Here is a 25,107-nt window from a genome sequence, read left to right on the forward strand (position 1 = left end):
AGTGAACAGAGATCAAGCAACTTCCATCAAGGCTAGCAGCTCGCGCGCCACGTCCTCGACGGAGGTGTTGACCAGGGTGGTGTCGAACTCCGCCTCCGCGGCGAGTTCGATCTTCGCCGCCTCCAGGCGGCGCTCGATGACATCGGGCGCCTCCGTGCCGCGGCCGGTCAGCCTGCGGACCAGCTCGTCCCAGCTGGGCGGGGCGAGGAAGACCAGTTGAGCCTCCGGCATCGACTCGCGGACCAGCCGCGCGCCCTGGAGATCGATCTCCAGGAGCACGGGCTCGCCCGCTTCGAGCCGGTCGGCCACGGCACGCCGGGGCGTGCCGTAACGGTTGCCGGCGAACTCGGCCCACTCCAGCAGTTCACCGTTGGCGACGAGCTTGTCGAACTCGTCGTCGCTCACGAAGAAGTACTGGACGCCGTGGCGCTCGCCGGGTCGCGGCTTGCGCGTGGTGGCCGACACCGAGAGCCATACCTCGGGGTGGACCTTGCGCATATGGGCGACGACCGTGCTCTTGCCGACACCCGAGGGGCCGGAGAGCACGGTCAGCCGCGGACGTACGTCCGGGGGTACGGGGGTCGTCCCCCGGGATGTTGCAGCCATGGATGCGATTATCCAGGTTCTCGGGGGTGCCCGAGAACGTCAGGCGGCTCCGCCGCCGAACTCGCGCTCCAAAGAGGCGATCTGGTTGGAGCCGAGACCGCGCACACGACGGCTCTCGGAGATCCCGAGCCGCTCCATGATCTGCTTGGCACGGACCTTGCCCACGCCCGGCAGGGACTCGAGCAGGGCGGAGACCTTCATCTTGCCGACGACGTCATTCTCCTGTCCCTGCTTGATGACCTCGTGGAGCGAGGCGCCGGAGTGCTTGAGTCGATTCTTGACCTCGGCCCGCTCCCGGCGAGCCGCGGCGGCCTTTTCGAGCGCGGCTGCGCGCTGTTCAGGGGTAAGGGGCGGAAGAGCCACGCCTACGTCACCTCGGATGTCGAACTGTCGGATACGGACCGGTGAGGAACCTTGTCGCTCCACACCAGGGGAGCCACGCACAGCCGGTTGCGAACAACGAGCTGCGCGTTTCTCTCGACGGAGACTAGCGGTCTGGACCGCTCCAGTCAGCGAGAAGCAGCGAAAAGTCCTGGTCAGCCTCCATCGACCCAGGCATATCGGACATAACACCCCGCTTTTCGGTCAGGATTGCGTCAACTCGAATCGCCGGTCCACCGTCAGGCCGCCGAGACCGCCGCTCTGACCTCGTCGGCGAAGCGGGAAGCGGACTCTCGCAGTCCGGCTATGTCGGGGCCGAAGCGCAGCACACCGCGGCTCACGCTCGGGACGACGTTGCCGACGGCGGCCCCGAAGACACCCGGCAGATCGGCGGGCGTCGCGCCCTGCGCGCCGATGCCCGGAGCGAGCAGCGGACCGTTGATGGCGAGGTCGACTCCTGCGTCGCCGAGCGTCGCGCCGACCACCGCGCCGACCGATCCGAGCGGCTCGGCGCCCTCGTTCTCGGCCGCCATGTGGTCGAGCATGAGCTGTGCGAGCGAACGGCCGTCGGCGGCGGTGGCGCGCTGCACCTCGGCGCCCTCCGGGTTGGACGTCAGTCCGAGGACGAACACGCCGCAGCCGTTGATCACGGCCGCGTCCAGCGCCGGCCGCAGCGAGCCGAAGCCGAGGTACGGCGACACGGTGACGGCGTCCGAGAAGAGCGGCGAGTCCCGGTGGAGGAAGGTCTCGGCGTACGCGCCCATCGTGGAGCCGATGTCGCCGCGCTTGGCGTCCATGAGCACCAGCGCGCCGGCCGCCCTGGCCTCCTCGACCGCCTTCTCCAGTACGGCGATGCCGCGCGAGCCGAAGCGCTCGAAGAAGGCCGACTGGGGCTTCAGCACGGCGACCCGGTCGGCCAGCGCCTCGACGACGGTGCGGGTGAAGGTCTCCAGGCCCGCGACGTCGTCGTTCAGGCCCCAGGCGTCGAGCAGCGAGGCGTGCGGGTCGATGCCGACGCAGAGCGGACCGCGGGTGTCCATGGCGCGGCGCAGACGGGCGCCGAAGGGCTCGGGGGTCGCTGCGGTCGCTGCGCTCACTTGGCGCTCTCCCGGGTCTCGGCGCCGACCGCGTCGGCGAGGGTGGCGTACGGGCTGGCGGCGAGGCGCTCCGCGAGGCCCCGGTGGATCGCTCGGGCCCAGCAGGGGCCCTCGTAGATGAAGGCGCTGTAGCCCTGCACGAGCGTGGCGCCCGCCAGGATGCGCTGCCACGCGTCGTCGGCGTTCTCGATGCCTCCGACCCCGATGAGGGTGAGGCGGCCGCCCACGCGGGCGTACAGCCGGCGCAGGACCTCCAGGGAGCGCGCCTTGACGGGCGCTCCGGACAGTCCGCCGGTCTCCTTGACCAGGGCCGGGTCGGACTTCAGGCCCAGGCCCTCGCGCGCGATGGTGGTGTTGGTGGCGATGATGCCGTCCAGGCCGAGTTCCAGCGCCAGGTCGGCGACGGCGTCGACGTCCTCGTCGGCCAGGTCGGGCGCGATCTTCACCAGCAGCGGCACCCGGCGGCCGGTGACCGTGCGGTCGGCCGCCTCGCGGACGGCGGTCAGCAGCGGGCGCAGCGACTCCGTGGCCTGGAGGTTGCGCAGTCCCGGGGTGTTCGGGGACGAGACGTTCACGACCAGGTAGTCGGCGTGCGCGGCGAGGCGCTCGGTGGAGGCGACGTAGTCGGCGACGGCCTCCTCCTCCGGAACGACCTTGGTCTTGCCGATGTTGACGCCGACGACCGTCTTGAACACCGGGTTGCGGGCCGCCAGGCGGGCGGCGACGGCTTCGGAGCCCTCGTTGTTGAACCCCATGCGGTTGATGAGCGCGCGGTCCTTCACAAGGCGGAAGAGGCGCTTCTTGGGGTTGCCCGGCTGCGGCTGGGCGGTGACCGTGCCGATCTCGACGTGGTCGAAGCCGAGCATCGACATGCCGTCGATGGCCACCGCGTTCTTGTCGAAGCCGGCGGCGAGGCCGAACGGGCCGTGCATGCGCAGACCGAGCGCCTCGGTGCGCAGCGCGGTGTACCGCGGCGCGAGGAGGGCGGCGACGAAGGTGCGCAGGACCGGGACGCGGGCGGCGAGGCGGATCCAGCGGAAGGCCGTGTAGTGGGCCCGCTCGGGGTCCATGCGCTTGAAGACGATGTCGAAGAAGAGTTTGTACATGGGGTGCTTTCCTCAGGAGGCCGGCGAGGGCGGCCCGGACTCAGGGCTCAGGGCTCATGAAGGCTCGGGTCTCATGACGAGGGGGACACCGCAGCCGGTGTCCCCCTCGTGTGCCGCTAGACCTCGCGGGCCGCGGTCAGGTGTTCCGCGTGTTCCTGGAGGGAGCGCACGCCCACGTCGCCGTGCTTGAGCGCGTCGATGCCCTGGACGGCGGCCGCGAGGGCCTGGACCGTCGTGAGGCAGGGGACGCCGCGCGACACGGCAGCCGTACGGATCTCGTAGCCGTCGAGGCGGCCGCCCGTGCCGTAGGGCGTGTTGACGATGAGGTCGATCTGGCCGTCGTGGATGAGCCCGACGACGGTCTTCTCACCGTTCGGGCCCTCGCCCTCGCTCTGCTTGCGCACGACGGTGGCGTTGATGCCGTTGCGCCGGAGCACCTCGGCCGTGCCGGAGGTCGCGAGCAGCTCGAAGCCGTGGGCGACGAGCTCGCGCGCCGGGAAGATCATCGAGCGCTTGTCCCGGTTGGCGACCGAGATGAACGCGCGGCCCTTCGTCGGCAGCGGTCCGTACGCGCCGGCCTGCGATTTGGCGTACGCCGTGCCGAAGACCGAGTCGATGCCCATGACCTCGCCGGTCGAGCGCATCTCCGGGCCGAGCACGGTGTCCACGCCGCGGCCCTGGATGTCGCGGAAGCGGCTCCACGGCATCACGGCCTCCTTGACGGAGATCGGCGCGTCCAGCGGCAGCGTGCCGCCGTCGCCGGTCTTCGGCAGCATGCCCTCCGCGCGCAGTTCGGCGACGGTCGCGCCCAGCGAGATGCGGGCGGCGGCCTTCGCGAGCGGCACCGCGGTCGCCTTCGAGGTGAAGGGGACGGTGCGCGAGGCGCGCGGGTTGGCTTCCAGGACGTACAGGATGTCGCCCGCCATGGCGAACTGGATGTTGATCAGTCCGCGTACGCCGACGCCCTTGGCGATGGCCTCGGTCGAGACCCGCAGCCGCTTGATGTCGAAGCCGCCGAGGGTGATCGGGGGCAGCGCGCAGGCGGAGTCGCCGGAGTGGATGCCGGCCTCCTCGATGTGCTCCATGACGCCGCCGAGGTAGAGCTCGGTGCCGTCGTAGAGCGCGTCGACGTCGATCTCGATCGCGTCGTCGAGGAAGCGGTCGACCAGGACCGGCCGGGTGGGGCTGATCTCGGTGGATTCGGCGATGTACGAGGACAGGCGCGTCTCGTCGTACACGATCTCCATGCCGCGGCCGCCGAGCACGTACGACGGACGCACGAGGACCGGGTAGCCGATCTCGTCGGCGATGGCCTTGGCCTCGTCGAACGTCGTCGCGGTGCCGTGCTTGGGCGCGGGCAGGCCGGCCTCGGCGAGCACGCGGCCGAACGCGCCGCGGTCCTCGGCGGCGTGGATGGCCTCCGGCGGGGTGCCGACGACCGGGACGCCGTTGTCCTTGAGCGCCTGGGCGAGGCCCAGCGGGGTCTGGCCGCCGAGCTGCACGACGACGCCCGCGATCGGGCCCGCGAGGGACTCCGCGTGGACGATCTCCAGCACGTCCTCGAGCGTCAGCGGCTCGAAGTACAGGCGGTCGGAGGTGTCGTAGTCGGTGGAGACGGTCTCGGGGTTGCAGTTGACCATCACGGTCTCGTAGCCGGCGTCGCTGAGCGCGAAGGAGGCGTGGACGCAGGAGTAGTCGAACTCGATGCCCTGGCCGATGCGGTTCGGGCCCGAGCCCAGGATGATCACGGCGGGCTTCTCGCGCGGCGCGACCTCGGACTCCTCGTCGTACGAGGAGTAGAAGTACGGCGTCTTCGCGGCGAACTCGGCGGCGCAGGTGTCGACCGTCTTGTAGACCGGGCGGACCCCGAGCGCGTGCCGGACCTCGCGTACGACGTCCTCGCGCAGGCCGCGGATGTCGGCGATCTGGGCGTCGGAGAACCCGTGGCGCTTTGCTTCCGCGAGCAGCTCGGGGTCGAGCTTGTCGGCGGCGGCGAGGTCGTCCGCGTGCTCCTTGATCAGGAACATCTGGTCCACGAACCACGGGTCGATCTTCGTCGCGTCGAAGATCTCCTCGGGGGTGGCGCCGGCCCGGATGGCCTGCATGACGGTGTTGATGCGGCCGTCGGTGGGGACCTTCGCGATCTCCAGGAGGTCGGCCTTGTCGCCCGGCTCGCCGGTGAAGGCGAACTGGCTGCCCTTCTTCTCCAGCGAGCGCAGGGCCTTCTGGAGCGCCTCGGTGAAGTTGCGGCCGATCGCCATGGCCTCGCCCACGGACTTCATGGTGGTGGTGAGGGTCGCGTCGGCGAGCGGGAACTTCTCGAACGCGAAGCGGGGCACCTTGACGACGACGTAGTCGAGCGTGGGCTCGAAGGAGGCCGGGGTCTTCTCGGTGATGTCGTTCGGGATCTCGTCAAGCGTGTAGCCGACGGCGAGACGGGCGGCGATCTTCGCGATCGGGAAGCCCGTCGCCTTGGAGGCGAGCGCCGAGGAGCGGGAGACGCGGGGGTTCATCTCGATGACGATGATCCGGCCGTCGTCGGGGTTGACGGCGAACTGGATGTTGCAGCCGCCGGTGTCGACGCCGACCTCGCGGATGATCGCGATGCCGACGTCGCGCAGCCGCTGGTACTCGCGGTCGGTGAGCGTCATCGCGGGGGCCACGGTGATCGAGTCGCCGGTGTGCACGCCCATCGGGTCGAAGTTCTCGATGGAGCAGACGACCACGACGTTGTCGTTCTTGTCGCGCATCAGCTCCAGCTCGTACTCCTTCCAGCCGAGGATGGACTCCTCGAGGAGCACCTCGGTGGTCGGCGAGAGCGTGAGGCCCTGCCCGGCGATGCGGCGCAGTTCGTCCTCGTTGTGCGCGAAGCCCGATCCGGCGCCGCCCATGGTGAAGGACGGGCGGACGACGACGGGGTAGCCGCCGAGCGTCTCGACGCCGGCGATGACGTCGTCCATGGAGTGGCAGATGACCGAGCGGGCGGACTCGCCGTACCCGATCTTCCCCTTGACGGCCTCGACGACGCCCTTGAAGAGGTCGCGGTCCTCGCCCTTGTGGATGGCCTCGACGTTGGCGCCGATGAGCTCGACGCCGTACTTCTCCAGCACACCCTGCTCGTGCATGGAGATCGCGGTGTTGAGCGCGGTCTGGCCGCCGAGGGTCGGCAGCAGCGCGTCGGGGCGCTCCTTGGCGATGATCTTCTCGACGAACTCCGGGGTGATCGGCTCGACGTACGTGGCGTCGGCGATCTCCGGGTCGGTCATGATCGTCGCCGGGTTGGAGTTGACCAGGATGACGCGCAGGCCCTCGGCCTTGAGGACGCGGCAGGCCTGCGTGCCGGAGTAGTCGAACTCCGCGGCCTGGCCGATGACGATCGGACCGGAGCCGATGACCAGGACGGACTGGATATCGGTGCGCTTAGGCACGCTGGCCCTCCATGAGCTGTACGAAGCGGTCGAACAGGTACGCGGCGTCGTGCGGACCCGCTGCTGCCTCGGGGTGGTACTGGACGCTGAACGCGGGCTGGTCGAGCAGCTGGAGGCCCTCGACCACGTCGTCGTTCAGGCAGACGTGGGACACCTGGGCGCGCCCGTACGGGGTCTCGGAGACCCGGTCCAGCGGCGCGTCGACGGCGAAGCCGTGGTTGTGCGCGGTGACCTCGACCTTGCCGGTCGTACGGTCCTGCACCGGCTGGTTGATGCCGCGGTGCCCGTACTTCAGCTTGTACGTGCCGAAGCCGAGCGCGCGGCCCAGGATCTGGTTGCCGAAGCAGATGCCGAACAGCGGCGTCTTGCGGTCCAGGACGGCCTTGACGGCGGTGAGGTCGACGGTGGACGGGTCGCCGGGGCCGTTGGAGAGGAATACGCCGTCGGGCGCGACGGCGTACACCTCCTCGGGCGTGGCGGTGGCCGGCAGGACGTGCACCTCGATGCCGCGCTCGGCCATGCGGTGCGGCGTCATGCCCTTGATGCCGAGGTCGATCGCGGCGACGGTGAACTTCTTCTCGCCGATCGCGGGGACGACGTACGGCTCCTTGGTGGCGACCTCGGCGGCGAGCGAGGCGCCCGCCATCTGCGGGGCCTTCCGCACACGGGCGAGCAGCGTCTCCTCGTCGGCCAGCGCCTCGCCGGAGAAGATGCCGACGCGCATCGCGCCGCGCTCGCGCAGGTGGCGGGTGAGGGCGCGGGTGTCGATGCCGCTGATGCCCACGATGCCCTGGCCGACGAGCTGCTCGTCGAGCGAGCGGCTGGAGCGCCAGTTGGACGGGACGCGCGCGGGGTCGCGTACGACGTAACCGGCGACCCAGATCTTCGCCGACTCGTCGTCCTCGTCGTTCACACCGGTGTTGCCGACGTGCGGGGCCGTCATCACGACGACCTGGCGGTGGTACGACGGGTCGGTGAGGGTTTCCTGGTATCCGGTCATGCCGGTGTTGAACACCGCCTCGCCGAAGGTCTCCCCCACGGCCCCGTAGGCACGGCCGCGGAAGCTGCGGCCGTCCTCCAGGACGAGTACGGCGGGAGCCTTGGCTGCGGCTCCCCGGGTGGAGATCGTCATCGTGCGGTGCCTTCCGTAGAAATGCTTGAACTGCTTGTCATGGAGTTGACGGCCTCGACCCAGGCCGTGTGCTCGGCCGCGCGGTCGGAGCGGAAACCGGAGTCGATGAGCTTGTCGCCGTGCTGCCAGGTGACGACCAGCAGGCCGCCCTCGGCGAGGACCTTGCCCGCGATGCCCTTGTCGAGCCTGGCCTCGCGCAGCTGCCCGGCGGGGACGAAGAAGTCGCTCGCCCCGGGGCGTACGACGTCGAGTCCCGCGTCGGTGAGCGTCAGCTCGGCGCGGCTGCGCGTCCCCAGACCGTGGGCCACGATCCGGTCGAGCCACTGCCCGGCGGTCGTCGAGCCGTGGTAACGGCCGCTCATGCTCAGCTTCGCCGCACCGGGCGCCTCGGGCGCGGTAGGGAGTTCCGGCAGGTCGGACTGGAGCGTGGCGCGCCACTTCCAGCCCTGGCGCATCAGCCAGTACAGGAGCGCGATGAACAGCAGCAGTCCGACGACCCAGCCGATGCGGGCGGCCCAGTCGGTCACTTCGGCCGACTTCCGCTCCGCGGTGCCGGCGGCCAGATGGATGAAAGGTGTCACGCCAGATTCCCGTCGACGACCGTTGCGCGGCCCCGCAGCCAGGTGTGGGTGACGCGTCCCGGCAGCTCACGGCCCTCGTAGGGGGTGTTGCGGCTGCGGGAGGCGAAGCTCGAGGGGTCCACGGCTCCACGGTAATCCGGATCGACCAGGGTGAGGTTGGCGGGCTCGCCTGCCGAGACGGGACGGCCGTGGCCCTCCAGCCGTCCGATGGCGGCCGGGCGGAACGACATGCGGTCCGCGACGCCCGCCCAGTCGAGCAGGCCGGTGTCGACCATCGTCTGCTGGACGACGGACAGGGCGGTCTCCAGACCGACCATGCCCATGGCCGCCGCGGCCCACTCGCAGTCCTTGTCCTCGTGCGGGTGCGGGGCGTGGTCGGTGGCCACGCAGTCGATCGTGCCGTCGGCGAGGGCCTCGCGCAGGGCCATGACGTCGGCCTCGGTACGCAGCGGCGGGTTCACCTTGTAGACGGGGTTGTACGTCCGGACCAGCTCGTCCGTGAGCAGGAGGTGGTGCGGGGTGACCTCGGCGGTGACGTTCCAGCCCTTGGACTTGGCCCAGCGGACGATCTCCACCGAGCCGGCCGTGGAGAGGTGGCAGATGTGCACGCGCGAGCCGACGTGGGCGGCGAGGAGGACGTCGCGGGCGATGATCGACTCCTCGGCGACGGCCGGCCAGCCGCCGAGACCCAGCTCCGAGGAGACGACGCCCTCGTTCATCTGTGCGCCCTCGGTGAGGCGGGGCTCCTGGGCGTGCTGGGCGACGACGCCGTCGAAGGCCTTCACGTACTCCAGCGCGCGGCGCATGATCACGGCGTCGTCGACGCACTTGCCGTCGTCCGAGAAGACCTTCACCCCGGCGGCGGAGTCGTGCATGGCGCCGAGCTCGGCGAGCTTCTTGCCCTCCAGGCCGACGGTGACGGCGCCGACAGGCTGCACGTCGCAGTAGCCGGACTCCCTGCCGAGGCGCCAGACCTGCTCGACGACGCCGGCGGTGTCGGCGACCGGGAAGGTGTTGGCCATGGCGTGGACGGCGGTGAAGCCGCCGACCGCGGCCGCCTTCGTACCGGTCAGGACGGTCTCGGAGTCCTCGCGGCCGGGCTCGCGCAGGTGGGTGTGCAGGTCGACGAGGCCGGGCAGCAGGATCTTGCCCTCGGCCTCGACGACGGTCGCGCCCTCGGCGCTCAGGCCGGTGCCGACTGCCTCGATCGTCTCGCCGTCGATCAGGACGTCCTGCGGCTCGCCGCCCAGTACCTTCGCACCGCGGAGCAGAATCTTCGTCGTCTCACTCATGCTTACTTGCTCTCCTCGGTGCGTGCGGGGGTGGGGCTGATGGCGGATTCGTTGCCGCCCAGAAGCAGGTACAGGACGGCCATCCGGGTCGAGACGCCGTTGGCGACCTGCTCGACAGCCGTGCAGCGGTCGGAGTCCGCGACCTGCGCGGTGATCTCCATGCCCCGGTTCATCGGGCCGGGGTGCATGACGATGGCGTGCTCGGGCATCCGGGCCATCCGGTCGCCGTCCAGGCCGTAGCGGCGCGAGTACTCGCGCTCGGTCGGGAAGAAGGCGGCGTTCATCCGCTCTCGCTGCACACGCAGCATCATCACCGCGTCGGACTTCGGCAGCACCTCGTCGAGGTTGTACGCGACCTGGCACGGCCAGTGCTCGACACCGATCGGGACCAGCGTCGGCGGGGCGACGAGGGTGACCTCGGCGCCGAGGGTGTGCAGCAGGTGGACGTTGGAGCGCGCCACGCGGCTGTGCAGTACGTCGCCCACGATCGTGATCCGGCGGCCGTCGAGGTCGCGCCCGATCCCCGCGTCCGCGCCGACGAGCCTGCGGCGCATCGTGAAGGCGTCGAGCAGCGCCTGCGTGGGGTGCTCGTGCGTGCCGTCGCCCGCGTTGACGACCGCGCCGTCGATCCAGCCGGAGGTCGCCAGGCGGTAGGGCGCGCCGGAGGCGTGGTGCCGGATGACGACGGCGTCGGCGCCCATCGCCTCAAGAGTGAGCGCGGTGTCCTTGAGCGACTCGCCCTTGGAGACCGACGAGCCCTTGGCGGAGAAGTTGATGACGTCGGCGGAGAGGCGCTTGGCGGCGGCCTCGAAGGAGATGCGGGTGCGGGTCGAGTCCTCGAAGAAGAGATTGACGACCGTACGGCCGCGCAGGGTCGGCAGCTTCTTGATCGGCCGGTCCGCGACGCGGGCCATCTCCTCGGCGGTGTCGAGGATCAGCACGGCGTCGTCGCGGGTGAGGTCGGCGGCCGAGATGAGGTGACGCTTCATCTGGTGCTCCGTGGTTCGTGAGGGGCGCGTGTGTGGAGGCGGGCAGGAGGGCAGGCCGACGCACGGGCCCGCTGGTCCGGGTCCGTACGGGAAGGCGCTACTGCTCGCCGGCCGGAGCGGTCTGCTGGAGGCCGAGCAGCACGGCGTCGCGGCCGTCCTCCTCGGAGAGCTGGACCTTGACCGTCTCCCGCAGCGACGTGGGGAGGTTCTTGCCGACGTAGTCGGCCCGGATCGGCAGCTCGCGGTGGCCGCGGTCGACGAGGACCGCGAGCTGCACGGCGCGCGGGCGGCCGATGTCGCCGAGCGCGTCGAGCGCGGCGCGGATCGTACGGCCGGAGAACAGTACGTCGTCGACGAGGACGACGAGCCGGTCCTCGATGCCGTCACCGGGGATCTCGGTGCGGGCGAGGGCCCGCGCGGGGCGCATGCGCAGGTCGTCGCGGTACATGGTGATGTCGAGGGAGCCGACCGGCATCTTCCGGCCGGTGATCTGTTCGAGCCTGGCGGCCAGCCGGCGGGCCAGGAACACGCCGCGGGTGGGGATGCCGAGGAGCACCACGTCGTCCGCGCCCTTGGCGCGCTCGACGATCTCGTGGGCGATGCGGGTCAGTACCCGCTCGATGTCAGGGCCCTCGAGTACGGGCCGCGGAGCATCGGATTCAACCGTGTCCATTGGAAACGGACCTCCTTCTCCGCCTCACGGGACGGACCTTAAAGGACGTCGGAATTGCGTCACCACCGTACCAGGCCTATTCGGCAACCCTTGCGAGACCCCACGAGTAGGCGGTCTGGCCCCATTCGGCTTGACGCACCCAAGTAACGCTGCGTAACCTCACAGTGAGTTACCAGTCTGCGTCCGGGGAGCCATATGTCCAGCGAATACGCAAAACAGCTCGGGGCCAAGCTCCGCGCCATCCGCACCCAGCAGGGCCTTTCCCTCCACGGTGTCGAGGAGAAGTCCCAGGGCCGCTGGAAGGCCGTCGTGGTCGGCTCGTACGAGCGCGGCGACCGCGCCGTGACCGTGCAGCGCCTCGCCGAGCTCGCGGACTTCTACGGCGTACCGGTGCAGGAGCTCCTGCCGGGCACGACGCCCGGCGGCGCCGCCGAGCCGCCGCCGAAGCTCCGCCTGGACCTGGAGCGCCTGGCCCACGTGCCGGCCGAGAAGGCGGGCCCGCTCCAGCGCTACGCCGCGACGATCCAGTCGCAGCGCGGCGACTACAACGGCAAGGTCCTGTCGATCCGCCAGGACGACCTGCGCACCCTCGCCGTCATCTACGACCAGTCGCCCTCGGTCCTCACCGAGCAGCTGATCAGCTGGGGTGTGCTGGACGCGGACGCGCGCCGCGCGGTCGCCCACGACGACATCTAGGTCGGAGCACCACCAGCAGAAACGTAACGCCGGGTCCTGCGGAGGCTTTTGAGCCTTCGCAGGACCCGGCGTTTTCGCGTGTTCTCCCGCCGGAGACCGCCTCTTTCCACCGGTCCCCCAAGGGGAAAGGGCCCGGGGTGCGCCGTGAGGCGTACCGCGGGCCCTTTCAGCCGTCCTTGGAGCCGGGCGGGGACTATTCGCGCCGCAGGTTCGGCTTCAGGTCCTTGAAACGGCCGAGGAGGCCGTTCACGAAGGACGGTGAGTCGTCGGTGGAGAACTCCTTGGCGAGCTGCACCGCCTCGTCGATCACCACCGCGTCGGGCGTCTCGTCCATCCACACCAGCTCGTACGTGCCGAGCCGCAGGATGTTCCGGTCGACGACCGGCATCCTGTCGATCTCCCAGTCGACCGCGTACGTGGCCATGAGCTCCTCGATGCGGTCCGCGTACTGCGCGTACCCCTCGACGAGCTGCATCGTGAACTCGCTGACCGGCGGCTGACGGGTGTCGGTCCTGGCGTGCCGCATCCAGTCCGCGAGGACCGTCTGCACGGACTCGCCGCGCTGGTCGGCCTCGAAAAGGATCTGGAAGGCGCGCTTGCGCGCCGTGTTCCGGGCAGCCACGGTTAGCTGTTCACCCGGCCGAGGTAATCGCTCGTGCGGGTGTCGACCTTGATCTTCTCACCGGTGGTGATGAAGAGCGGGACCTGGATCTCGTGGTCCGTCTCCAGCGTGGCCGGCTTGGTGCCGCCGGTGGAGCGGTCGCCCTGGACGCCCGGGTCGGTGTGCTTGACGGTCAGCTCGACCGCGGCGGGCAGCTCGACGTACAGCACCTCGCCCTCGTGCTGGGCGACGGAGGCGGTGAAGCCCTCGATCAGGAAGTTGGCGGCGTCGCCGACGGACTTGCGGTCGACCATGAGCTGGTCGTAGGTGTCCATGTCCATGAAGACGAAGTACTCGCCGTCCATGTACGAGAACTGCATGTCGCGTCGGTCGATGGTGGCCGTCTCGACCTTCACGCCGGCGTTGAAGGTCTTGTCGACGACCTTGCCGGAGAGCACGTTCTTGAGCTTGGTGCGCACGAAGGCAGGGCCCTTGCCGGGCTTGACGTGCTGGAACTCGACGACGGACCAGAGCTGGCCCCCGTCGAGCTTGAGCACCATGCCGTTCTTGAGGTCGTTCGTGGAAGCCACGGTTGCGGAATCTCCTGGACTGAAGGCTGGTGGGGCTGCTGTGACCTGGAGGTCGCAGTGTGGCGCTGAACTACAGCGCGAGCAGCTCCTTGGTCGTGATGGTGAGTAGCTCGGGTCCGCCGTCCGCATCGGGGCGCACGACGAGCGTGTCATCGATCCGGACACCGCCCCGGCCCGGGAGGTGGACCCCCGGTTCGACGGTGACCGGCACACAAGCGTCCAGTTTACCCATGGCCGCAGGTGCCAACTGCGGGTCCTCCTCGATTTCGAGCCCGACACCGTGTCCGGTCCGCGGCGCCAGGACCTCGCCATGGCCCGCGGCGGCGAGTACGTGGCGTGCCGCCCGGTCGACTTCCCGGTACTCCGTGCCCGGCACGAGCGCCTCCCGGCCCGCCCGCTGAGCGGCGAATACGATGTCGTACAGCTCGATCTGCCAGTCGGCGGGCGTCGTGCCGATAACGAAGGTACGGCCGATCTCGCAGCGGTAGCCGCGGTAGTTCGCGCCCAGGCAGACGGAGAGGAAATCACCCTCCTCGACCCGCCGGTCCGACGGTCGGTGCCGCCCGAGGCCCGCGTTCGGTCCGGTGGCGACGGAGGTGGGGAAGGCGGTCCCGTCGGCGCCGTGGTCGACCAGGCGGCGCTCCAGCTCCAGCGCCAGGTGCCGCTCCGTGCGACCGACCAGGATCGATTCGAGCAGCTCTCCGAGGGCCTGGTCGGTGATCTCCGCCGCGATCCGCAGGCAGGCGATCTCTTCCTCGTCCTTGACGATCCGCAGCTGCTCGACGGCGCCGGAGAGGTCGCCCAGGCGCAGCCGGGGCGCGACGGAGCCCAGAGCCCGGTGCCGGGCCACGGTCAGATGGTTCTCCTCGACGGCGAGCGACTCGGCGCCGGCCGCCGAGGCCGTGCGCGCCGCCGCGACGACGGTGTCGCCGCCGGGCGCGGGCAGCACCGTGACCCGCAGCTGTTCGTCGGGGCGGCCCTGCGCTGCGTCGGTCACCGACGCACCGGGGCAGATGAGCGCGTCCTCGTCCGGACCGAGCAGCAGTACGGCGCCGGGTGGCGCCCCGCCGGCGAGGTAGCGGACGTTGGCGGGACGGGAGACCAGTGCGGCGGCGCTGCCGGCAGCCGCGCACCGGTCGCGCAGCCGTCCACGGCGGACCGCATACAGCTCTGACATGTCTCGAGCGTACGAGCGCGGCCGCCGTCCGGCCGGTTCAGCGCGTCCGACCGGGCGGCGCGGCCCCCCGGTACGGAGCAGGGGTGCGCCTCCCGTCGGCCGCGCGGCGGCGCGTTCTCAGCCGCCACGCGGTCCGGCGCGTTCTCAGCCGCCGCCGAGCGGTCCGGGGTCGCTACCAGGCGGGCGGGCTGGCTATGGAGCGGGCCAGCACCTCGTCCAGGACGCGGGCCGTGGTCGGCACGTCGTACTGCGAGTTGTCGATGATCGGCAGCCCCGACCCGTACCACCCGGCCATCCGGCCGTGGATACGGGCGACTTCCTCGTCCGAGAGGCGCCGGTTGCCGCTTCGCTGCGCGTTGCGCTCCAGCACGATCTCCAGGCCGGGGAGGATGACCACGGGCAGCAGCCCGGGCCCCACGTGGCGCTTCCACCCACCGAGCCCGACGACGGGACGGTCCGGGAAGACCGCGTCGTCGACGATGCACGAGATGCCGTTGGCGAGGAAGTTGCGGGCGGCGAAGCCGCACGTGCGGCGGGCCAGGCGGTACTGGGCCTCGGACTGGTCGTTCCAGCCGGACTGCGGGTCGGCGAACCCCGAGCACACCCATTCGCGTACGTCGTCCAGGCTGATGTGCGCGGTCGGCACCCGGCGGTGCCGCGCCCAGTGCTTGGCGACGGTCGTCTTGCCCGCGCCCGCCGGGCCGATGAGCAGCACCGCGAGCGTCGTGCCGCCGGTGTCGGTGGGCGCGGCGGCCGGCGGCGGGGCCGGGACGGGCACCGGGCCGCCGGGCGGCAGCTGGATGTGCCCGGTGCTCTCCCGTGAGGGCGGCATCGGAGCGTGCGGACCGTGCTGGGCGGCCCCGTTCCAGCCGGGAGCGGGGGCCTGCGGGGCCTGGGGCGGGTGCGGGGGCCCGTGGGGCGCGGGAGGTCCGGCGGGCCCGGCAGGCGGCCCGGCATGGGGCCCGGCGGGGTGCGGGGCGCCGTGTGCCCACCCGGCGGCGGGCCTCTGGGGCGGTGGCAGCGGAGCCCCCACTGCGTGCTGCATCCGGTGCGACTCCGTCTCGTACAGGCGACTCTTGGCGGGCCAGGACGGCCCGGGCCTACCGAAAGGTACCTGCCCCCGCCGTTCTACTGTGAACGGCGGGGGCGGGTCCAGAGTGCCCCGTCAGCCGCCGAGTTCCTCGGCGAGGGCGCGCAGGGCGAGCCGGTAGGAGCCGATGCCGAAGCCGGCGACCGTACCGCTGGCCACCGCGGCGACCACCGAGGTGTGGCGGAATTCCTCACGGGTGTACGGGTTCGAGATGTGCACCTCGATGAGCGGCGCGGTGCGCTGGGCCGCCGCGTCCCGCATTCCGTACGAGTAGTGCGTGAAGGCTCCCGGGTTGAGGACGACCGGAATCGCCCCGTCGGCGGCCTCGTGGAGCCAGCGGATCAGCTCGCCCTCGTCGTTGGTCTCGCGCACCTCGACGTCGAAGCCGAGCTCCTTGCCGAGCCGTCCGCACTCCGCGACGAGCCCGGCGTACGACGTCGCGCCGTACACGTCGGGCTCGCGCGAGCCGAGCCTGCCCAGGTTGGGTCCGTTCAGGACGAACACGCGCCGGGCGGCGGTCACTTGGACACCTCGCCGTAGGCGGCGAGCAGCACCGCCGGGTCGGGGCCTTCGAGGACGGTCGGCTTGGCGAGCCCGTCCAGGACGATGAAGCGCAGCAGGTTGCCGCGCGACTTCTTGTCGACCTTCATGGTCTCCAGCAGCTTGGGCCACTGGTCGCCCCGGTAGGCGAGGGGCAGCCCGACCGACTCCAGCACCGTGCGGTGCCGGTCGGCGGTCTCGTCGTCGAGCCGGCCCGCGAGACGGCCCAGTTCGGCGGCGAAGACCATGCCGATGGAGACGGCGGCGCCGTGACGCCAGTTGTAGCGCTCGTTCTTCTCGATGGCGTGCGCGAGCGTATGGCCGTAGTTGAGGATCTCGCGCAGGCCCGATTCCTTCAGGTCGCTCGACACCACGTCGGCCTTGACCCGGATGGCGCGCTCGATCAGCTCGGCCGTGCGGGGGCCCTCGGGCGTACGGGCCGCCGTCGGGTCCTCCTCGATCAGGTCGAGGATCACCGGGTCGGCGATGAAGCCCGCCTTGATGATCTCGGCGAGGCCGCTGATGTAGTCGTTGACCGGCAGCGAGTCCAGCGCCGCCAGGTCGCAGAGCACACCGGCGGGCGGGTGGAAGGCGCCGACGAGGTTCTTGCCCTCGGCGGTGTTGATGCCCGTCTTGCCGCCGACGGCCGCGTCGACCATGCCGAGCACGGTCGTCGGCACGGCGATCCAGCGCACCCCGCGCAGCCAGGTCGCGGCCACGAAGCCGGCCACGTCGGTGGTGGCTCCCCCGCCCACGCCGACGATGACGTCCGTCCGCGTGAAGTTGGTCTGCCCGAGCGCCTTCCAGCAGTACGCCGCCACCTCGACGGTCTTGGACTCCTCGGCGTTGGGCAGCTGGATCGCGATGGCCTCGTAGCCCTGGGCCGCCAGGTCCTCGCGGATCGCCTCGCCGGTGCCGGCGAGCGCCTCCGGGTGCAGGACGGCGACGCGCTGGGCCCGGGTGCCGATCAGCCCGGGCAGCTCACCCAGCAGCTGCCGGCCGACCAGCACCTCGTACGGCTCCGCGCCCTCACTGCCGCCGACGTGGATACGGGTGACTGCCTGCTCCGTCATGCTTCCTTCAATTCGAGTGCGTCGAGGACCGCCTGGGCGACCTCTTCGGGGGTGCGGTCGTCCGTCTCGACCACCGCGTGGGCCACCTCGGCGTACAGATGACGGCGCGATTCCATCAGCTGCTTCCACTGCTGGCGCGGATTGACGGCCAGCAGCGGGCGTGCCGTGTTCAGCCCCACCCGCCTGATCGCCTCGGTGACGTTCATGGAGAGGTAGACGACGGGCAGTCCGGCCAGGGCCGCCCGCGTGCCGTCGTCGAGGACCGCGCCGCCGCCGAGTGCGAGGACGCCCCGGTGCTCGGCGAGGGCGGCCCGTACGGCCTCCCTCTCCAGCGCGCGGAAGTGGGCCTCGCCCTCGTCGACGAAGATCTCGGAGATCGGCCGGCCCTCGGCCTCGACGATGTCGGCGTCCGTGTCGCGGTACGCGACGTCCAGGCGCTCGGCGAGCAGCAGGCCGACGGTGGACTTGCCGACCCCCATGGGCCCGACCAGTACGACCAGGGGGCCGCCTGCCTCGCTCACCGGACGACCAGGTTGTCGAGGTAGCCGCGGACGTTGCGCCGGGTCTCGCCGACGCTGTCGCCGCCGAACTTCTCCGCGACGGCGTCCGCGAGGACCAGCGCGACCATGGCCTCGGCCACGATGCCGGCCGCCGGGACGGCGCACACGTCGGAGCGCTGGTGGTGCGCGGCCGCGACCTCGCCGGTGGCGGTGTCGATGGTGGCGAGCGCGCGCGGCACGGTGGCGATGGGCTTCATCGCGGCCCGTACGCGCAGCAGCTCGCCGGTGGACATGCCGCCCTCGGTGCCGCCGGCGCGCCCGGAGGTGCGGCGTACGCCCTCGGCGGTGGGCACGATCTCGTCGTGCGCCTTGGAGCCGGGCACGCGGGCCAGGTCGAAGCCGTCGCCGACCTCGACGCCCTTGATCGCCTGGATGCCCATCAGGGCGGCGGCGAGCCGTGCGTCGAGCCGGCGGTCCCAGTGCACGAAGGAGCCGAGCCCGACGGGCACGCCGTAGGCCAGCACCTCCACGACGCCGCCGAGCGTGTCGCCGTCCTTGTGGGCCTGGTCGATCTCCGCGACCATCGCCTTCGACGCGTCGGCGTCCAGGCAGCGCACCGGGTCCTCGTCGAGCCGCGCCTCGTCGGCGGGCACGGGCAGGACGCCGTACGGCGCCTTGGCCGAGGCCAGCTCCACGACGTGCGACACGATCTCGACGCCGGTGGTCTCCTTCAGGTACGACCGCGCGACGGTGCCCAGCGCGACGCGGGCGGCGGTCTCGCGGGCGCTCGCGCGCTCCAGGACCGGCCGGGCCTCGTCCAGCGCGTACTTCTGCATGCCGGCGAGATCGGCGTGGCCGGGACGCGGGCGGGTCAGCGGCGCGTTGCGCGCCAGCTTCGCCAGCTCCTCGGTGTCCACGGGGTCGGCCGACATGACCTGCTCCCACTTGGGCCACTCGGTGTTGCCCACCATGATCGCGACGGGGCCGCCCATGGTCAGGCCGTGCCGCACGCCGCCGAGGAACGTGACCTCATCCCTCTCGAACTTCATCCGCGCGCCGCGCCCATAGCCGAGCCGCCGCCGGGCGAGCGCGTCCGCCACCATCTCCGTGGTGACGGGGACACCGGAGGGAAGGCCCTCCAGCGTCGCGACGAGTGCGGGGCCGTGGGATTCCCCCGCGGTCAGCCAGCGCAACCTGCTCAACGGTGCTCCTCATGCTCGCGCCTGGAACTGCGACGGCGCGACCGGGTGCGCGGCCCTGGCCCGCCACCCCTGATCCTCCCACGACCGGGGGGCCGACCTGGCCGTCGGTCCATCAGGCGGACGCGCTTCTCACTCCGCGGGACGCCCGGAGGAGGCGGCACGGGTCCGCGGGGCCCGCGTGAGCCCGCCGACGGGGGCGTACGGAAGCAGGGCCGAACCCTCGTGGCGATGGGCCCGGCCCGGCGGCCCGCCGTGTGTCCCTACGGTGCGGCGAGCGCCTTCTCCCCGGCGGCCCGCATCACGGAGAGCGGCGCGGTGGGGCGGCCCGTGTGCTGCCGCACCTGGAGCACGGCCTGGTGCACGAGCAGGTCCAGACCGCCGACGACCGCGCCACCGCGCGCGGACCAGGCGGCGGCCAGTGCGGTGGGCCACGGCTCGTACAGCACGTCGAAGAGCGTGCCGGGGCGCTCCGGCACGGCCTCGGCCAGCGCGTCGGTCGTGCCGGCCGGGGTGGTGGCGACGACGAGCGGCGCGTCGAACGCCCGGCCCGCCTCCGCCCAGTCCGCGACGCGTACGTCGACTCCGAGCCGCGCGCCCCACTGCCGCATCTCGTCGGCGCGGGCGGAGCTGCGGACGTACGCGGTGACCGGGCCCGTGCACAGACGGGAGAGCGCGGCGAGGGCGGACGACGCGGTCGCCCCTGCGCCAAGGACGGCGGCGGAGTCGACCTTCTCGATGCCGCGTTCGTGCAGGGCGGCGATCATGCCGGGGATGTCGGTGTTGTCGCCGAGGCGCCGGCCGTCCTCGGTGAAGACGACGGTGTTGACGGCCTCGACGGAGGCCGCCGTGTCGCTGATCTCGTCGAGCAGCGGGATGACGGCCCGCTTGAGCGGCATGGTCAGCGACAGGCCGGCCCAGGAGGGGTCGAGCTCCGCGAAGAAGCGGGGCAGCCCGGCCTCGTCCACCTCGAAGCGGTCGTACGACCAGTGGGTGAGGCCGAGTTCCTCGTACGCGGCCCGGTGGAGCACCGGGGAGAGCGAGTGGGCGATGGGCGAGCCCAGTACGGCCGCGCGTCGGGTGGTGCTCACTGTCCGGACTTCTCCAGCTCTGCCTCGTACTCGCGGCGGTTCTTCTCGTGCTCCGCGTTGGTCACCGCGAAGAGGGTCTTGTCCGCCGTGACCGATACGAAGTAGTACCAGGGGCCGGGCTTCGGGTTGATCGCCGAGTGCAGGGCGTCGGCACCCGGGTTGCTGATGGCACCCGGCGGCAGGCCCTTGATGCTGTACGTGTTGTACGGGTCCTGGATCTTCCGCAGGTCGTCGACGGCTCCGACCTCGAGCTTGCTCTCGGCCTTGATGTAGTTGATCGTGGAGTCGAACTCCAGGCGCCCCACCGTCTCCAGGTTGTTGGGCTTGAGGCGGTTGTAGACGACCCGGGACACCTTGTCGAAGTCGTGCTTGTACTTGCCCTCGACCTGGACGAGGCTCGCCACCGTGATCAGTTCCATCGGCGACTGGAGACCCAGCTTGCGGGCGGAACCCTCCACGTCCTGCTTGGCGTACTCGGTGTTGGCCCGGGCGACCATTTCCTTGAGGACCGACTTCGGCGTCGACTTTCCGCCGATGTCGTAACGCGACGGGTAGAGGAAGCCCTCCAGCGGGTCCTTGATGTCCGGGTCGTCGCCGGCCCACTCGGGCAGCCCGAGATTCTTGAACTCCTTCTCGGCCACGTCCTGCGTGGTGCCGCGCTCGAGCTTCAGCTTCTTGTCGATCTGCTCGTAGATCGACCGGTTCCGCTGGCCCTCGGCCACGATCAGCGCATTCACGTTCGACGGGTTGATCATGAGCTCGACGGCGGCCTTGCCCGACATCTCCTTCTTCATCGGGTAGACGCCGGGCTGGATCCCCTGGCTCTTCGGGTTCGCCGTCGCCGCCGACACGAAGGCTCCCGAGCTCTTGACCACTCCCTTCCGGGCGAGGATGCTGCCGATCTCGCCGAGCCCCGCACCCTTGGGGATCTCCACCTCCACGGAGCCCGTACCGCTGCCCGCGAAGTCCTCGGGCGCCCCGAACTGGTCCTGGTAGAACTGGTACCCGAAGTAGGCGATGCCGCCCATGCCGCCGACCAGGACCACCGCGACGAACAGGCAGGCCGTGCCGTTGCGGCTCTTCTTCTTCTTGGGCTTTCCGCCCCGGCGGTCGCCGCCGCCCCTGCCGCGCCGGGACTCACGCGGCTCGTCGGGCTCGTCGCCGTCGTCGCCGCCCGTGAAGAACGGGTGCTCCTCGGGGGCCTCCTGCTCCGCGTCCCACTCGGCCGCCGGCTCCGCCTCGGGGGTGCGGCGCTGGTTCGGGGGCTGCGGCGGGGGGTACGCGTCCGGGGCGGCGTAGTAGTCCGCCTCACCGGCGCCGTAGGCGGGCTGCTGGCCCGCGTAGGGGTCGGCTGCCGGGTTCATGCCGTACGGCACCGGTTCCTGATGCGGGTGATGCTGGTCCTGGTGTTGCTGGCCGTTGTCCCAGCCGCCGGTGTCGCCGTACTGCTGCTGAGCGTTGTAGTGCTGCTGATGCTGCTGGTGCTGGTCCGGGTAGCCGGCGTGCTGCTGCTGGTGCTGCCCGCCGTCGTAGTACGGCTGTTGCTGCTGCGGCTCCTGCTGCTGACCGCCGTACGGGCCCTGCTGGCCATGTGCGGCCTGCTGCCCCTGCCATCCCTGGTCCCCGTACAACGGGTCCTCGGGATGCCACGGTTCGTGGCCTGCGCCCCGGCCATACTCAGTCATGAAACCCCATAGTGTGCCGCGAGGCGGTGGCTGCTTCGCGCGTGGGGGCACGGCATCCGGTCCGCCTCTTCTTTGTGCGGCAGCTGTTCGAACACCGCCGCATCGCGCGGAACGTTACCGTATCGCGATCAGACAACCACTTCGACGCCCTCGCCCGGGGGACTGCCCGATACCCGTTCGGCCTCCAGAGCGTTCTGGAGGATGACGATCGCCGCGGCCTGGTCGATGACAGACCGGCCCTTCTTGGACTTCACGCCCGAAGCGCGCAGTCCCTGACTGGCCGTCACTGTGGTCATCCTCTCGTCGACCAGTCGCACCGGAACGGGTGCGACGCCGCGAGCGAGCTCCTGGGCGAACGCCCGGACCTTTACCGCCGCCGGCCCCTCGCCCCCGCTGAGGGAGCGAGGGAGGCCGACCACGACCTCGATCGGTTCGTACTCCTCGACGAGCTGCCTCAGCCGCCGGTGGGCGGCCGGGACGTCGCGTCCCGGCACGGTCTCCACCGGCGTGGCCAGCACCCCGTCGGGGTCGCACGAGGCGACCCCGATCCGGGCGTCCCCGACGTCGATCGCGAGGCGGCGGCCGCGTCTCATCAGGCGCTCTCGCCGACCGCGCGCTCGACGGCGGCCACGGCGTCACCGATGGCCTCCGGGTTCTGGCCGCCGCCCTGGGCGACGTCCGGCTTCCCGCCACCGCCGCCACCGAGGGTCTTGGCCGCCGTGCGGACCAGGTCGCCGGCCTTGAGACCGCGCTCGCGGGCGGCCTCGTTGGTGGCGATGACGGTCAGCGGGCGGCCGTTGGCGGTGGTGAACAGTGCGACGACCGTCGGACGGTCACCCGGGATCCGGCCGCGTACGTCCAGGACCAGCTTGCGCAGGTCGTCGGCCGACGTGCCGTCCGGCACCTGGCCGGTGACGACCGCGACGCCGCGCACGTCCTTGGCGCCCGAGGCGAGACCGGCGGCGGCCTGGAGGACCTTCTCCGCGCGGAACTTCTCGATCTCCTTCTCGGCGTCCTTGAGCTTGGCGAGCATCCCGGAGATCTTCTCCGGCAGCTCCTCCGGACGGCCCTTGACCAGCTCCTGGAGCTGGGCGACGACCGTGTGCTCACGGGCGAGGAAGTTGTACGCGTCCACGCCGACCAGGGCCTCGATGCGCCGCACGCCCGAGCCGATCGACGACTCGCCGAGCAGCTTCACCAGGCCGAGCTGGGCGGTGTTGTGGACGTGCGTACCGCCGCACAGCTCCTTGGAGAAGTCGCCGATGGTCACGACGCGCACCCGCTCGCCGTACTTCTCGCCGAACTCCGCGATGGCGCCCTGCTTCTTGGCCTCGTCGATCGACATGACCTCGGCCTGGACGTCGAGTTCGCGGGCCAGCACGTCGTTGATCTTCTGCTCGACGTCGGTCATGACCGTGCCCGGCACGGCGTTCGGCGAGCCGAAGTCGAAGCGGAAGCGGCCCGGGGCGTTCTCCGAACCGGCCTGGGCGGCCGTCGGGCCGAGCGCGTCACGCAGTGCCTGGTGGGTCAGGTGCGTGGCGCTGTGGGCGCGGGCGATGGCGCGGCGGCGCCCCAGGTCGATGGCGGCGTAGGCGGAGGCGCCCACGGTCACCTCACCGACCTGGACCGACCCCTTGTGCACGGAGACGCCTGGGACCGGCTGCTGTACGTCGCGGACCTGGATGACGGCGCCGGAGTCCAGCTTGATGCGGCCGGTGTCGGCCTGCTGGCCGCCGCCCTCGGCGTAGAACGGCGTGCGGTCGAGGACGACCTCGACCTCGTCGCCCTCGGTGGCGGCCGGCGACGGCAGCCCGTCGACGAGCAGGCCGACGATGGTCGACTCGCCCTCGGTGCGGGTGTAGCCGGTGAACTCGGTGGCGCCGGAGGTGTCGGCGACCTCGCGGTAGGCGGAGACGTCGGCGTGACCTGTCTTCTTGGCCTTGGCGTCGGCCTTGGCCATGTCCTTCTGCTTCTGCATCAGGCGGCGGAAGCCGTCCTCGTCCACGGACAGGCCCTGTTCGGCGGCCATCTCCAGGGTGAGGTCGATCGGGAAGCCCCAGGTGTCGTGGAGCAGGAACGCCTTGTCGCCGGAGAGGACCGTGCCGCCAGCGGCCTTGGTCTCCGTCACGGCGGTGTCGAGGATGTTCGTGCCGCCCTTGAGGGCCTTGGTGAACGCGGCCTCCTCGGCGAGGGCGACGGTCTCGATGCGCTTGCGCTCGGTGAGCAGCTCCGGGTACTGCGCGCCCATCGAATTGATCACGGTCTCGACGAGCTCGGCGACGACGGGGCCCGTGGCGCCCAGGAGACGCATGTTGCGGATGGCGCGGCGCATGATGCGGCGCAGCACGTAGCCGCGGCCCTCGTTGCCGGGGGTGACGCCGTCACCGATGAGCATCACCGACGTGCGCATGTGGTCGGTGACGACGCGCAGCGAGACGTCCGAGGCGTGGTCGGCGCCGTACTGGACGCCCGTCAGCTCCGTGGCCTTGTCGATGACGACCTTCGACGTGTCGATCTCGTACAGGTTCCGCACGTCCTGGAGGATCATCGCCAGGCGCTCCAGGCCGAGGCCCGTGTCGATGTTCTTCGACGGCAGGTCGCCGAGGATCGGGAAGTCCTCCTTGCCGTCGCCGGCGCCCCGCTCGTACTGCATGAAGACCAGGTTCCAGATCTCCACGTACCGCTCGTCGTTGACGGCCGGGCCGCCCTCGACGCCGAACTCGGGGCCACGGTCATAGTTGATCTCCGAGCACGGGCCGCACGGTCCGGGCACGCCCATGGACCAGAAGTTGTCCTTCTTGCCCAGACGCTGGATGCGCTCGGCCGGTACGCCGATCTTGTCGCGCCAGATCTGCTCGGCCTCGTCGTCGTCGAGGTAGACCGTGATCCACAGCCGCTCGGGGTCGAGGCCGTAGCCGCCGTCCGCCACGGAGCTGGTGAGCAGCTCCCAGGCGTACTGGATGGCGCCTTCCTTGAAGTAGTCGCCGAACGAGAAGTTGCCGCACATCTGGAAGAACGTGCCGTGGCGGGTGGTCTTGCCGACCTCTTCGATGTCCGGCGTACGCACGCACTTCTGCACGCTGGTGACGCGCGGGGCGGGCGGCTTGACCTCGCCGAGGAAGTACGGCTTGAAGGGCACCATGCCCGCGGGGACCAGCAACAGGGTCGGGTCGTCCGCGATGAGCGACGCCGAAGGCACGACGTTGTGTCCGCGCTCCTCGAAGAAGCGCAGCCAGCGGCGGCGGATTTCAGCCGACTCCATCAGTGGTCCTCATTCCGGTTGTACGAATGCTTGGTGTGGTCGAGAGCGGCGACGCGTCGGTGCTCGATGACGAGGGGGTCGTTCGGCGCCTCGAGACCGAGCGCTTCGCCGAGTTCGGCTTCGCGCTGCGCCATGCCCGCCTTGACGTCGAGTGCGAACTCCTTGAGCCGGTGGCCCGCTTCGACCGCCTTGTCGGCGGCCTGGGCCGCGAGGCTCTCGGGCGTCAGCTGCTTGAGTTTGCGGTTGACCTTGGTGGTGGCCCACACGCCGGCGGCGGCGCCGGCGGTGAACCAGAACGTACGGCGGAACATTGCGGCT

The 25,107-nt window shown here is 70.9% G+C and carries 24 protein-coding genes; 1 reads left to right on the top strand and 23 read right to left on the bottom strand.

Annotated features, from left to right (window positions below; genetic code table 11):
• Nucleotides 1–12 precede the first annotated feature (12 nt).
• From gmk to pyrR, 10 genes are all read right to left on the bottom strand, one after another.
• Nucleotides 13–606: a guanylate kinase gene (gene gmk / locus AC07FK_RS25290; protein ID WP_453407612.1), complete on the bottom strand. Its 594-nt coding sequence runs from the start codon at nt 604–606 to the stop codon at nt 13–15.
• Nucleotides 607–645: 39 nt separating this feature from the next.
• Nucleotides 646–969 (bottom strand): integration host factor, encoded by a 324-nt coding sequence (locus tag AC07FK_RS25295; RefSeq protein WP_028814066.1) that lies wholly within the window; start codon nt 967–969, stop codon nt 646–648.
• A 257-nt stretch (nt 970–1,226) separates the two neighbouring features.
• Nucleotides 1,227–2,084 (bottom strand): orotidine-5'-phosphate decarboxylase, encoded by an 858-nt coding sequence (gene pyrF, locus AC07FK_RS25300; RefSeq protein WP_479107231.1) that lies wholly within the window; start codon nt 2,082–2,084, stop codon nt 1,227–1,229.
• Nucleotides 2,081–3,190: a quinone-dependent dihydroorotate dehydrogenase gene (locus tag AC07FK_RS25305; RefSeq protein WP_479107232.1), complete on the bottom strand. Its 1,110-nt coding sequence runs from the start codon at nt 3,188–3,190 to the stop codon at nt 2,081–2,083. Before AC07FK_RS25305 ends, pyrF begins: the two co-directional genes overlap by 4 nt.
• Before the next feature lie 116 nt (nt 3,191–3,306).
• The gene (gene carB / locus AC07FK_RS25310; RefSeq protein ID WP_479107233.1) at nt 3,307–6,618 is read right to left on the bottom strand and encodes a carbamoyl-phosphate synthase large subunit; all 3,312 of its coding nucleotides are present in this window, start codon (nt 6,616–6,618) and stop codon (nt 3,307–3,309) included.
• Nucleotides 6,611–7,750: a glutamine-hydrolyzing carbamoyl-phosphate synthase small subunit gene (gene carA / locus AC07FK_RS25315; protein WP_479107234.1), complete on the bottom strand. Its 1,140-nt coding sequence runs from the start codon at nt 7,748–7,750 to the stop codon at nt 6,611–6,613. Before carA ends, carB begins: the two co-directional genes overlap by 8 nt.
• Nucleotides 7,747–8,331, bottom strand: coding sequence for a PH-like domain-containing protein (locus AC07FK_RS25320; protein ID WP_479107235.1), 585 nt, complete (start codon nt 8,329–8,331; stop codon nt 7,747–7,749). The genes carA and AC07FK_RS25320 overlap by 4 nt, the downstream gene beginning before the upstream one ends.
• Entirely contained in the window at nt 8,328–9,623 is a 1,296-nt protein-coding gene (locus AC07FK_RS25325; protein ID WP_479107236.1) for a dihydroorotase, read from the bottom strand. The genes AC07FK_RS25320 and AC07FK_RS25325 overlap by 4 nt, the downstream gene beginning before the upstream one ends.
• Before the next feature lie 2 nt (nt 9,624–9,625).
• Entirely contained in the window at nt 9,626–10,612 is a 987-nt protein-coding gene (locus AC07FK_RS25330; RefSeq protein WP_479107237.1) for an aspartate carbamoyltransferase catalytic subunit, read from the bottom strand.
• A gap of 97 nt (nt 10,613–10,709) precedes the next feature.
• Nucleotides 10,710–11,285, bottom strand: a complete 576-nt coding sequence (pyrR, locus tag AC07FK_RS25335) for a bifunctional pyr operon transcriptional regulator/uracil phosphoribosyltransferase PyrR (RefSeq protein ID WP_386718671.1) — start codon at nt 11,283–11,285, stop codon at nt 10,710–10,712.
• A 195-nt stretch (nt 11,286–11,480) separates the two neighbouring features.
• Between pyrR and bldD the strand changes: the two genes are divergently transcribed.
• The gene (bldD, locus tag AC07FK_RS25340; RefSeq protein ID WP_447030540.1) at nt 11,481–11,981 is read left to right on the top strand and encodes a transcriptional regulator BldD; all 501 of its coding nucleotides are present in this window, start codon (nt 11,481–11,483) and stop codon (nt 11,979–11,981) included.
• A 193-nt stretch (nt 11,982–12,174) separates the two neighbouring features.
• Here bldD and nusB read toward each other — a convergent pair whose 3' ends face one another.
• From nusB to AC07FK_RS25405, 13 genes are all read right to left on the bottom strand, one after another.
• Nucleotides 12,175–12,603, bottom strand: coding sequence for a transcription antitermination factor NusB (nusB, locus tag AC07FK_RS25345; protein ID WP_453407602.1), 429 nt, complete (start codon nt 12,601–12,603; stop codon nt 12,175–12,177).
• Nucleotides 12,604–12,605: 2 nt separating this feature from the next.
• A complete protein-coding gene (gene efp, locus AC07FK_RS25350) occupies nt 12,606–13,172 on the bottom strand; it encodes an elongation factor P (RefSeq protein ID WP_138894955.1) in 567 nt (188 codons plus the stop codon).
• 70 nt (nt 13,173–13,242) lie between these two features.
• Nucleotides 13,243–14,349, bottom strand: a complete 1,107-nt coding sequence (locus AC07FK_RS25355) for an aminopeptidase P family protein (RefSeq protein ID WP_479107238.1) — start codon at nt 14,347–14,349, stop codon at nt 13,243–13,245.
• Between the two features lie 172 nt (nt 14,350–14,521).
• Entirely contained in the window at nt 14,522–15,394 is an 873-nt protein-coding gene (locus AC07FK_RS25360; RefSeq protein ID WP_479107239.1) for a Pro-rich N-terminal domain-containing protein, read from the bottom strand.
• Between the two features lie 120 nt (nt 15,395–15,514).
• Nucleotides 15,515–15,961, bottom strand: coding sequence for a type II 3-dehydroquinate dehydratase (locus tag AC07FK_RS25365; protein WP_479107240.1), 447 nt, complete (start codon nt 15,959–15,961; stop codon nt 15,515–15,517).
• A complete protein-coding gene (gene aroB, locus AC07FK_RS25370) occupies nt 15,958–17,052 on the bottom strand; it encodes a 3-dehydroquinate synthase (RefSeq protein ID WP_479107241.1) in 1,095 nt (364 codons plus the stop codon). The genes AC07FK_RS25365 and aroB overlap by 4 nt, the downstream gene beginning before the upstream one ends.
• Nucleotides 17,049–17,531: a shikimate kinase gene (locus AC07FK_RS25375; RefSeq protein ID WP_479107303.1), complete on the bottom strand. Its 483-nt coding sequence runs from the start codon at nt 17,529–17,531 to the stop codon at nt 17,049–17,051. Before AC07FK_RS25375 ends, aroB begins: the two co-directional genes overlap by 4 nt.
• Nucleotides 17,532–17,569: 38 nt before the next feature.
• Complete coding sequence (gene aroC, locus AC07FK_RS25380) at nt 17,570–18,754, bottom strand: chorismate synthase (protein WP_479107242.1); 1,185 nt, start codon at nt 18,752–18,754, stop codon at nt 17,570–17,572.
• A gap of 260 nt (nt 18,755–19,014) precedes the next feature.
• Nucleotides 19,015–19,842 (bottom strand): shikimate dehydrogenase, encoded by an 828-nt coding sequence (locus AC07FK_RS25385; protein ID WP_479107243.1) that lies wholly within the window; start codon nt 19,840–19,842, stop codon nt 19,015–19,017.
• Nucleotides 19,839–21,527 (bottom strand): endolytic transglycosylase MltG, encoded by a 1,689-nt coding sequence (gene mltG, locus AC07FK_RS25390; RefSeq protein ID WP_479107244.1) that lies wholly within the window; start codon nt 21,525–21,527, stop codon nt 19,839–19,841. The genes AC07FK_RS25385 and mltG overlap by 4 nt, the downstream gene beginning before the upstream one ends.
• A gap of 128 nt (nt 21,528–21,655) precedes the next feature.
• Nucleotides 21,656–22,120: a Holliday junction resolvase RuvX gene (ruvX, locus tag AC07FK_RS25395; protein ID WP_479021749.1), complete on the bottom strand. Its 465-nt coding sequence runs from the start codon at nt 22,118–22,120 to the stop codon at nt 21,656–21,658.
• Nucleotides 22,120–24,789, bottom strand: coding sequence for an alanine--tRNA ligase (gene alaS, locus AC07FK_RS25400; protein ID WP_479107245.1), 2,670 nt, complete (start codon nt 24,787–24,789; stop codon nt 22,120–22,122). Before alaS ends, ruvX begins: the two co-directional genes overlap by 1 nt.
• The gene (locus tag AC07FK_RS25405) at nt 24,789–25,100 is read right to left on the bottom strand and encodes a DUF6167 family protein (RefSeq protein WP_479107246.1); all 312 of its coding nucleotides are present in this window, start codon (nt 25,098–25,100) and stop codon (nt 24,789–24,791) included. The genes alaS and AC07FK_RS25405 overlap by 1 nt, the downstream gene beginning before the upstream one ends.
• Between the last annotated feature and the right edge of the window lie 7 nt (nt 25,101–25,107).

Source organism: Streptomyces sp. NPDC046122, assembly GCF_056429965.1.

Excerpts from the sequence above, each read along its gene's own strand:
- ruvX (WP_479021749.1), bottom strand. The coding sequence starts at position 22,120 with ATGAGACGCGGCCGCCGCCTCGCGATCGACGTCGGGGACGCCCGGATC.
- gmk (WP_453407612.1), bottom strand. The coding sequence starts at position 606 with ATGGCTGCAACATCCCGGGGGACGACCCCCGTACCCCCGGACGTACGT.
- AC07FK_RS25305 (WP_479107232.1), bottom strand. The coding sequence starts at position 3,190 with ATGTACAAACTCTTCTTCGACATCGTCTTCAAGCGCATGGACCCCGAG.
- aroB (WP_479107241.1), bottom strand. The coding sequence starts at position 17,052 with ATGACGGAGCAGGCAGTCACCCGTATCCACGTCGGCGGCAGTGAGGGC.
- AC07FK_RS25405 (WP_479107246.1), bottom strand. The coding sequence starts at position 25,100 with ATGTTCCGCCGTACGTTCTGGTTCACCGCCGGCGCCGCCGCCGGCGTG.
- AC07FK_RS25355 (WP_479107238.1), bottom strand. The coding sequence starts at position 14,349 with ATGTCAGAGCTGTATGCGGTCCGCCGTGGACGGCTGCGCGACCGGTGC.
- bldD (WP_447030540.1), top strand. The coding sequence starts at position 11,481 with ATGTCCAGCGAATACGCAAAACAGCTCGGGGCCAAGCTCCGCGCCATC.
- mltG (WP_479107244.1), bottom strand. The coding sequence starts at position 21,527 with ATGACTGAGTATGGCCGGGGCGCAGGCCACGAACCGTGGCATCCCGAG.
- AC07FK_RS25375 (WP_479107303.1), bottom strand. The coding sequence starts at position 17,531 with ATGGGGGTCGGCAAGTCCACCGTCGGCCTGCTGCTCGCCGAGCGCCTG.
- AC07FK_RS25330 (WP_479107237.1), bottom strand. The coding sequence starts at position 10,612 with ATGAAGCGTCACCTCATCTCGGCCGCCGACCTCACCCGCGACGACGCC.
- alaS (WP_479107245.1), bottom strand. The coding sequence starts at position 24,789 with ATGGAGTCGGCTGAAATCCGCCGCCGCTGGCTGCGCTTCTTCGAGGAG.
- AC07FK_RS25325 (WP_479107236.1), bottom strand. The coding sequence starts at position 9,623 with ATGAGTGAGACGACGAAGATTCTGCTCCGCGGTGCGAAGGTACTGGGC.
- pyrR (WP_386718671.1), bottom strand. The coding sequence starts at position 11,285 with ATGGACACGGTTGAATCCGATGCTCCGCGGCCCGTACTCGAGGGCCCT.
- AC07FK_RS25360 (WP_479107239.1), bottom strand. The coding sequence starts at position 15,394 with ATGCAGCACGCAGTGGGGGCTCCGCTGCCACCGCCCCAGAGGCCCGCC.
- carA (WP_479107234.1), bottom strand. The coding sequence starts at position 7,750 with ATGACGATCTCCACCCGGGGAGCCGCAGCCAAGGCTCCCGCCGTACTC.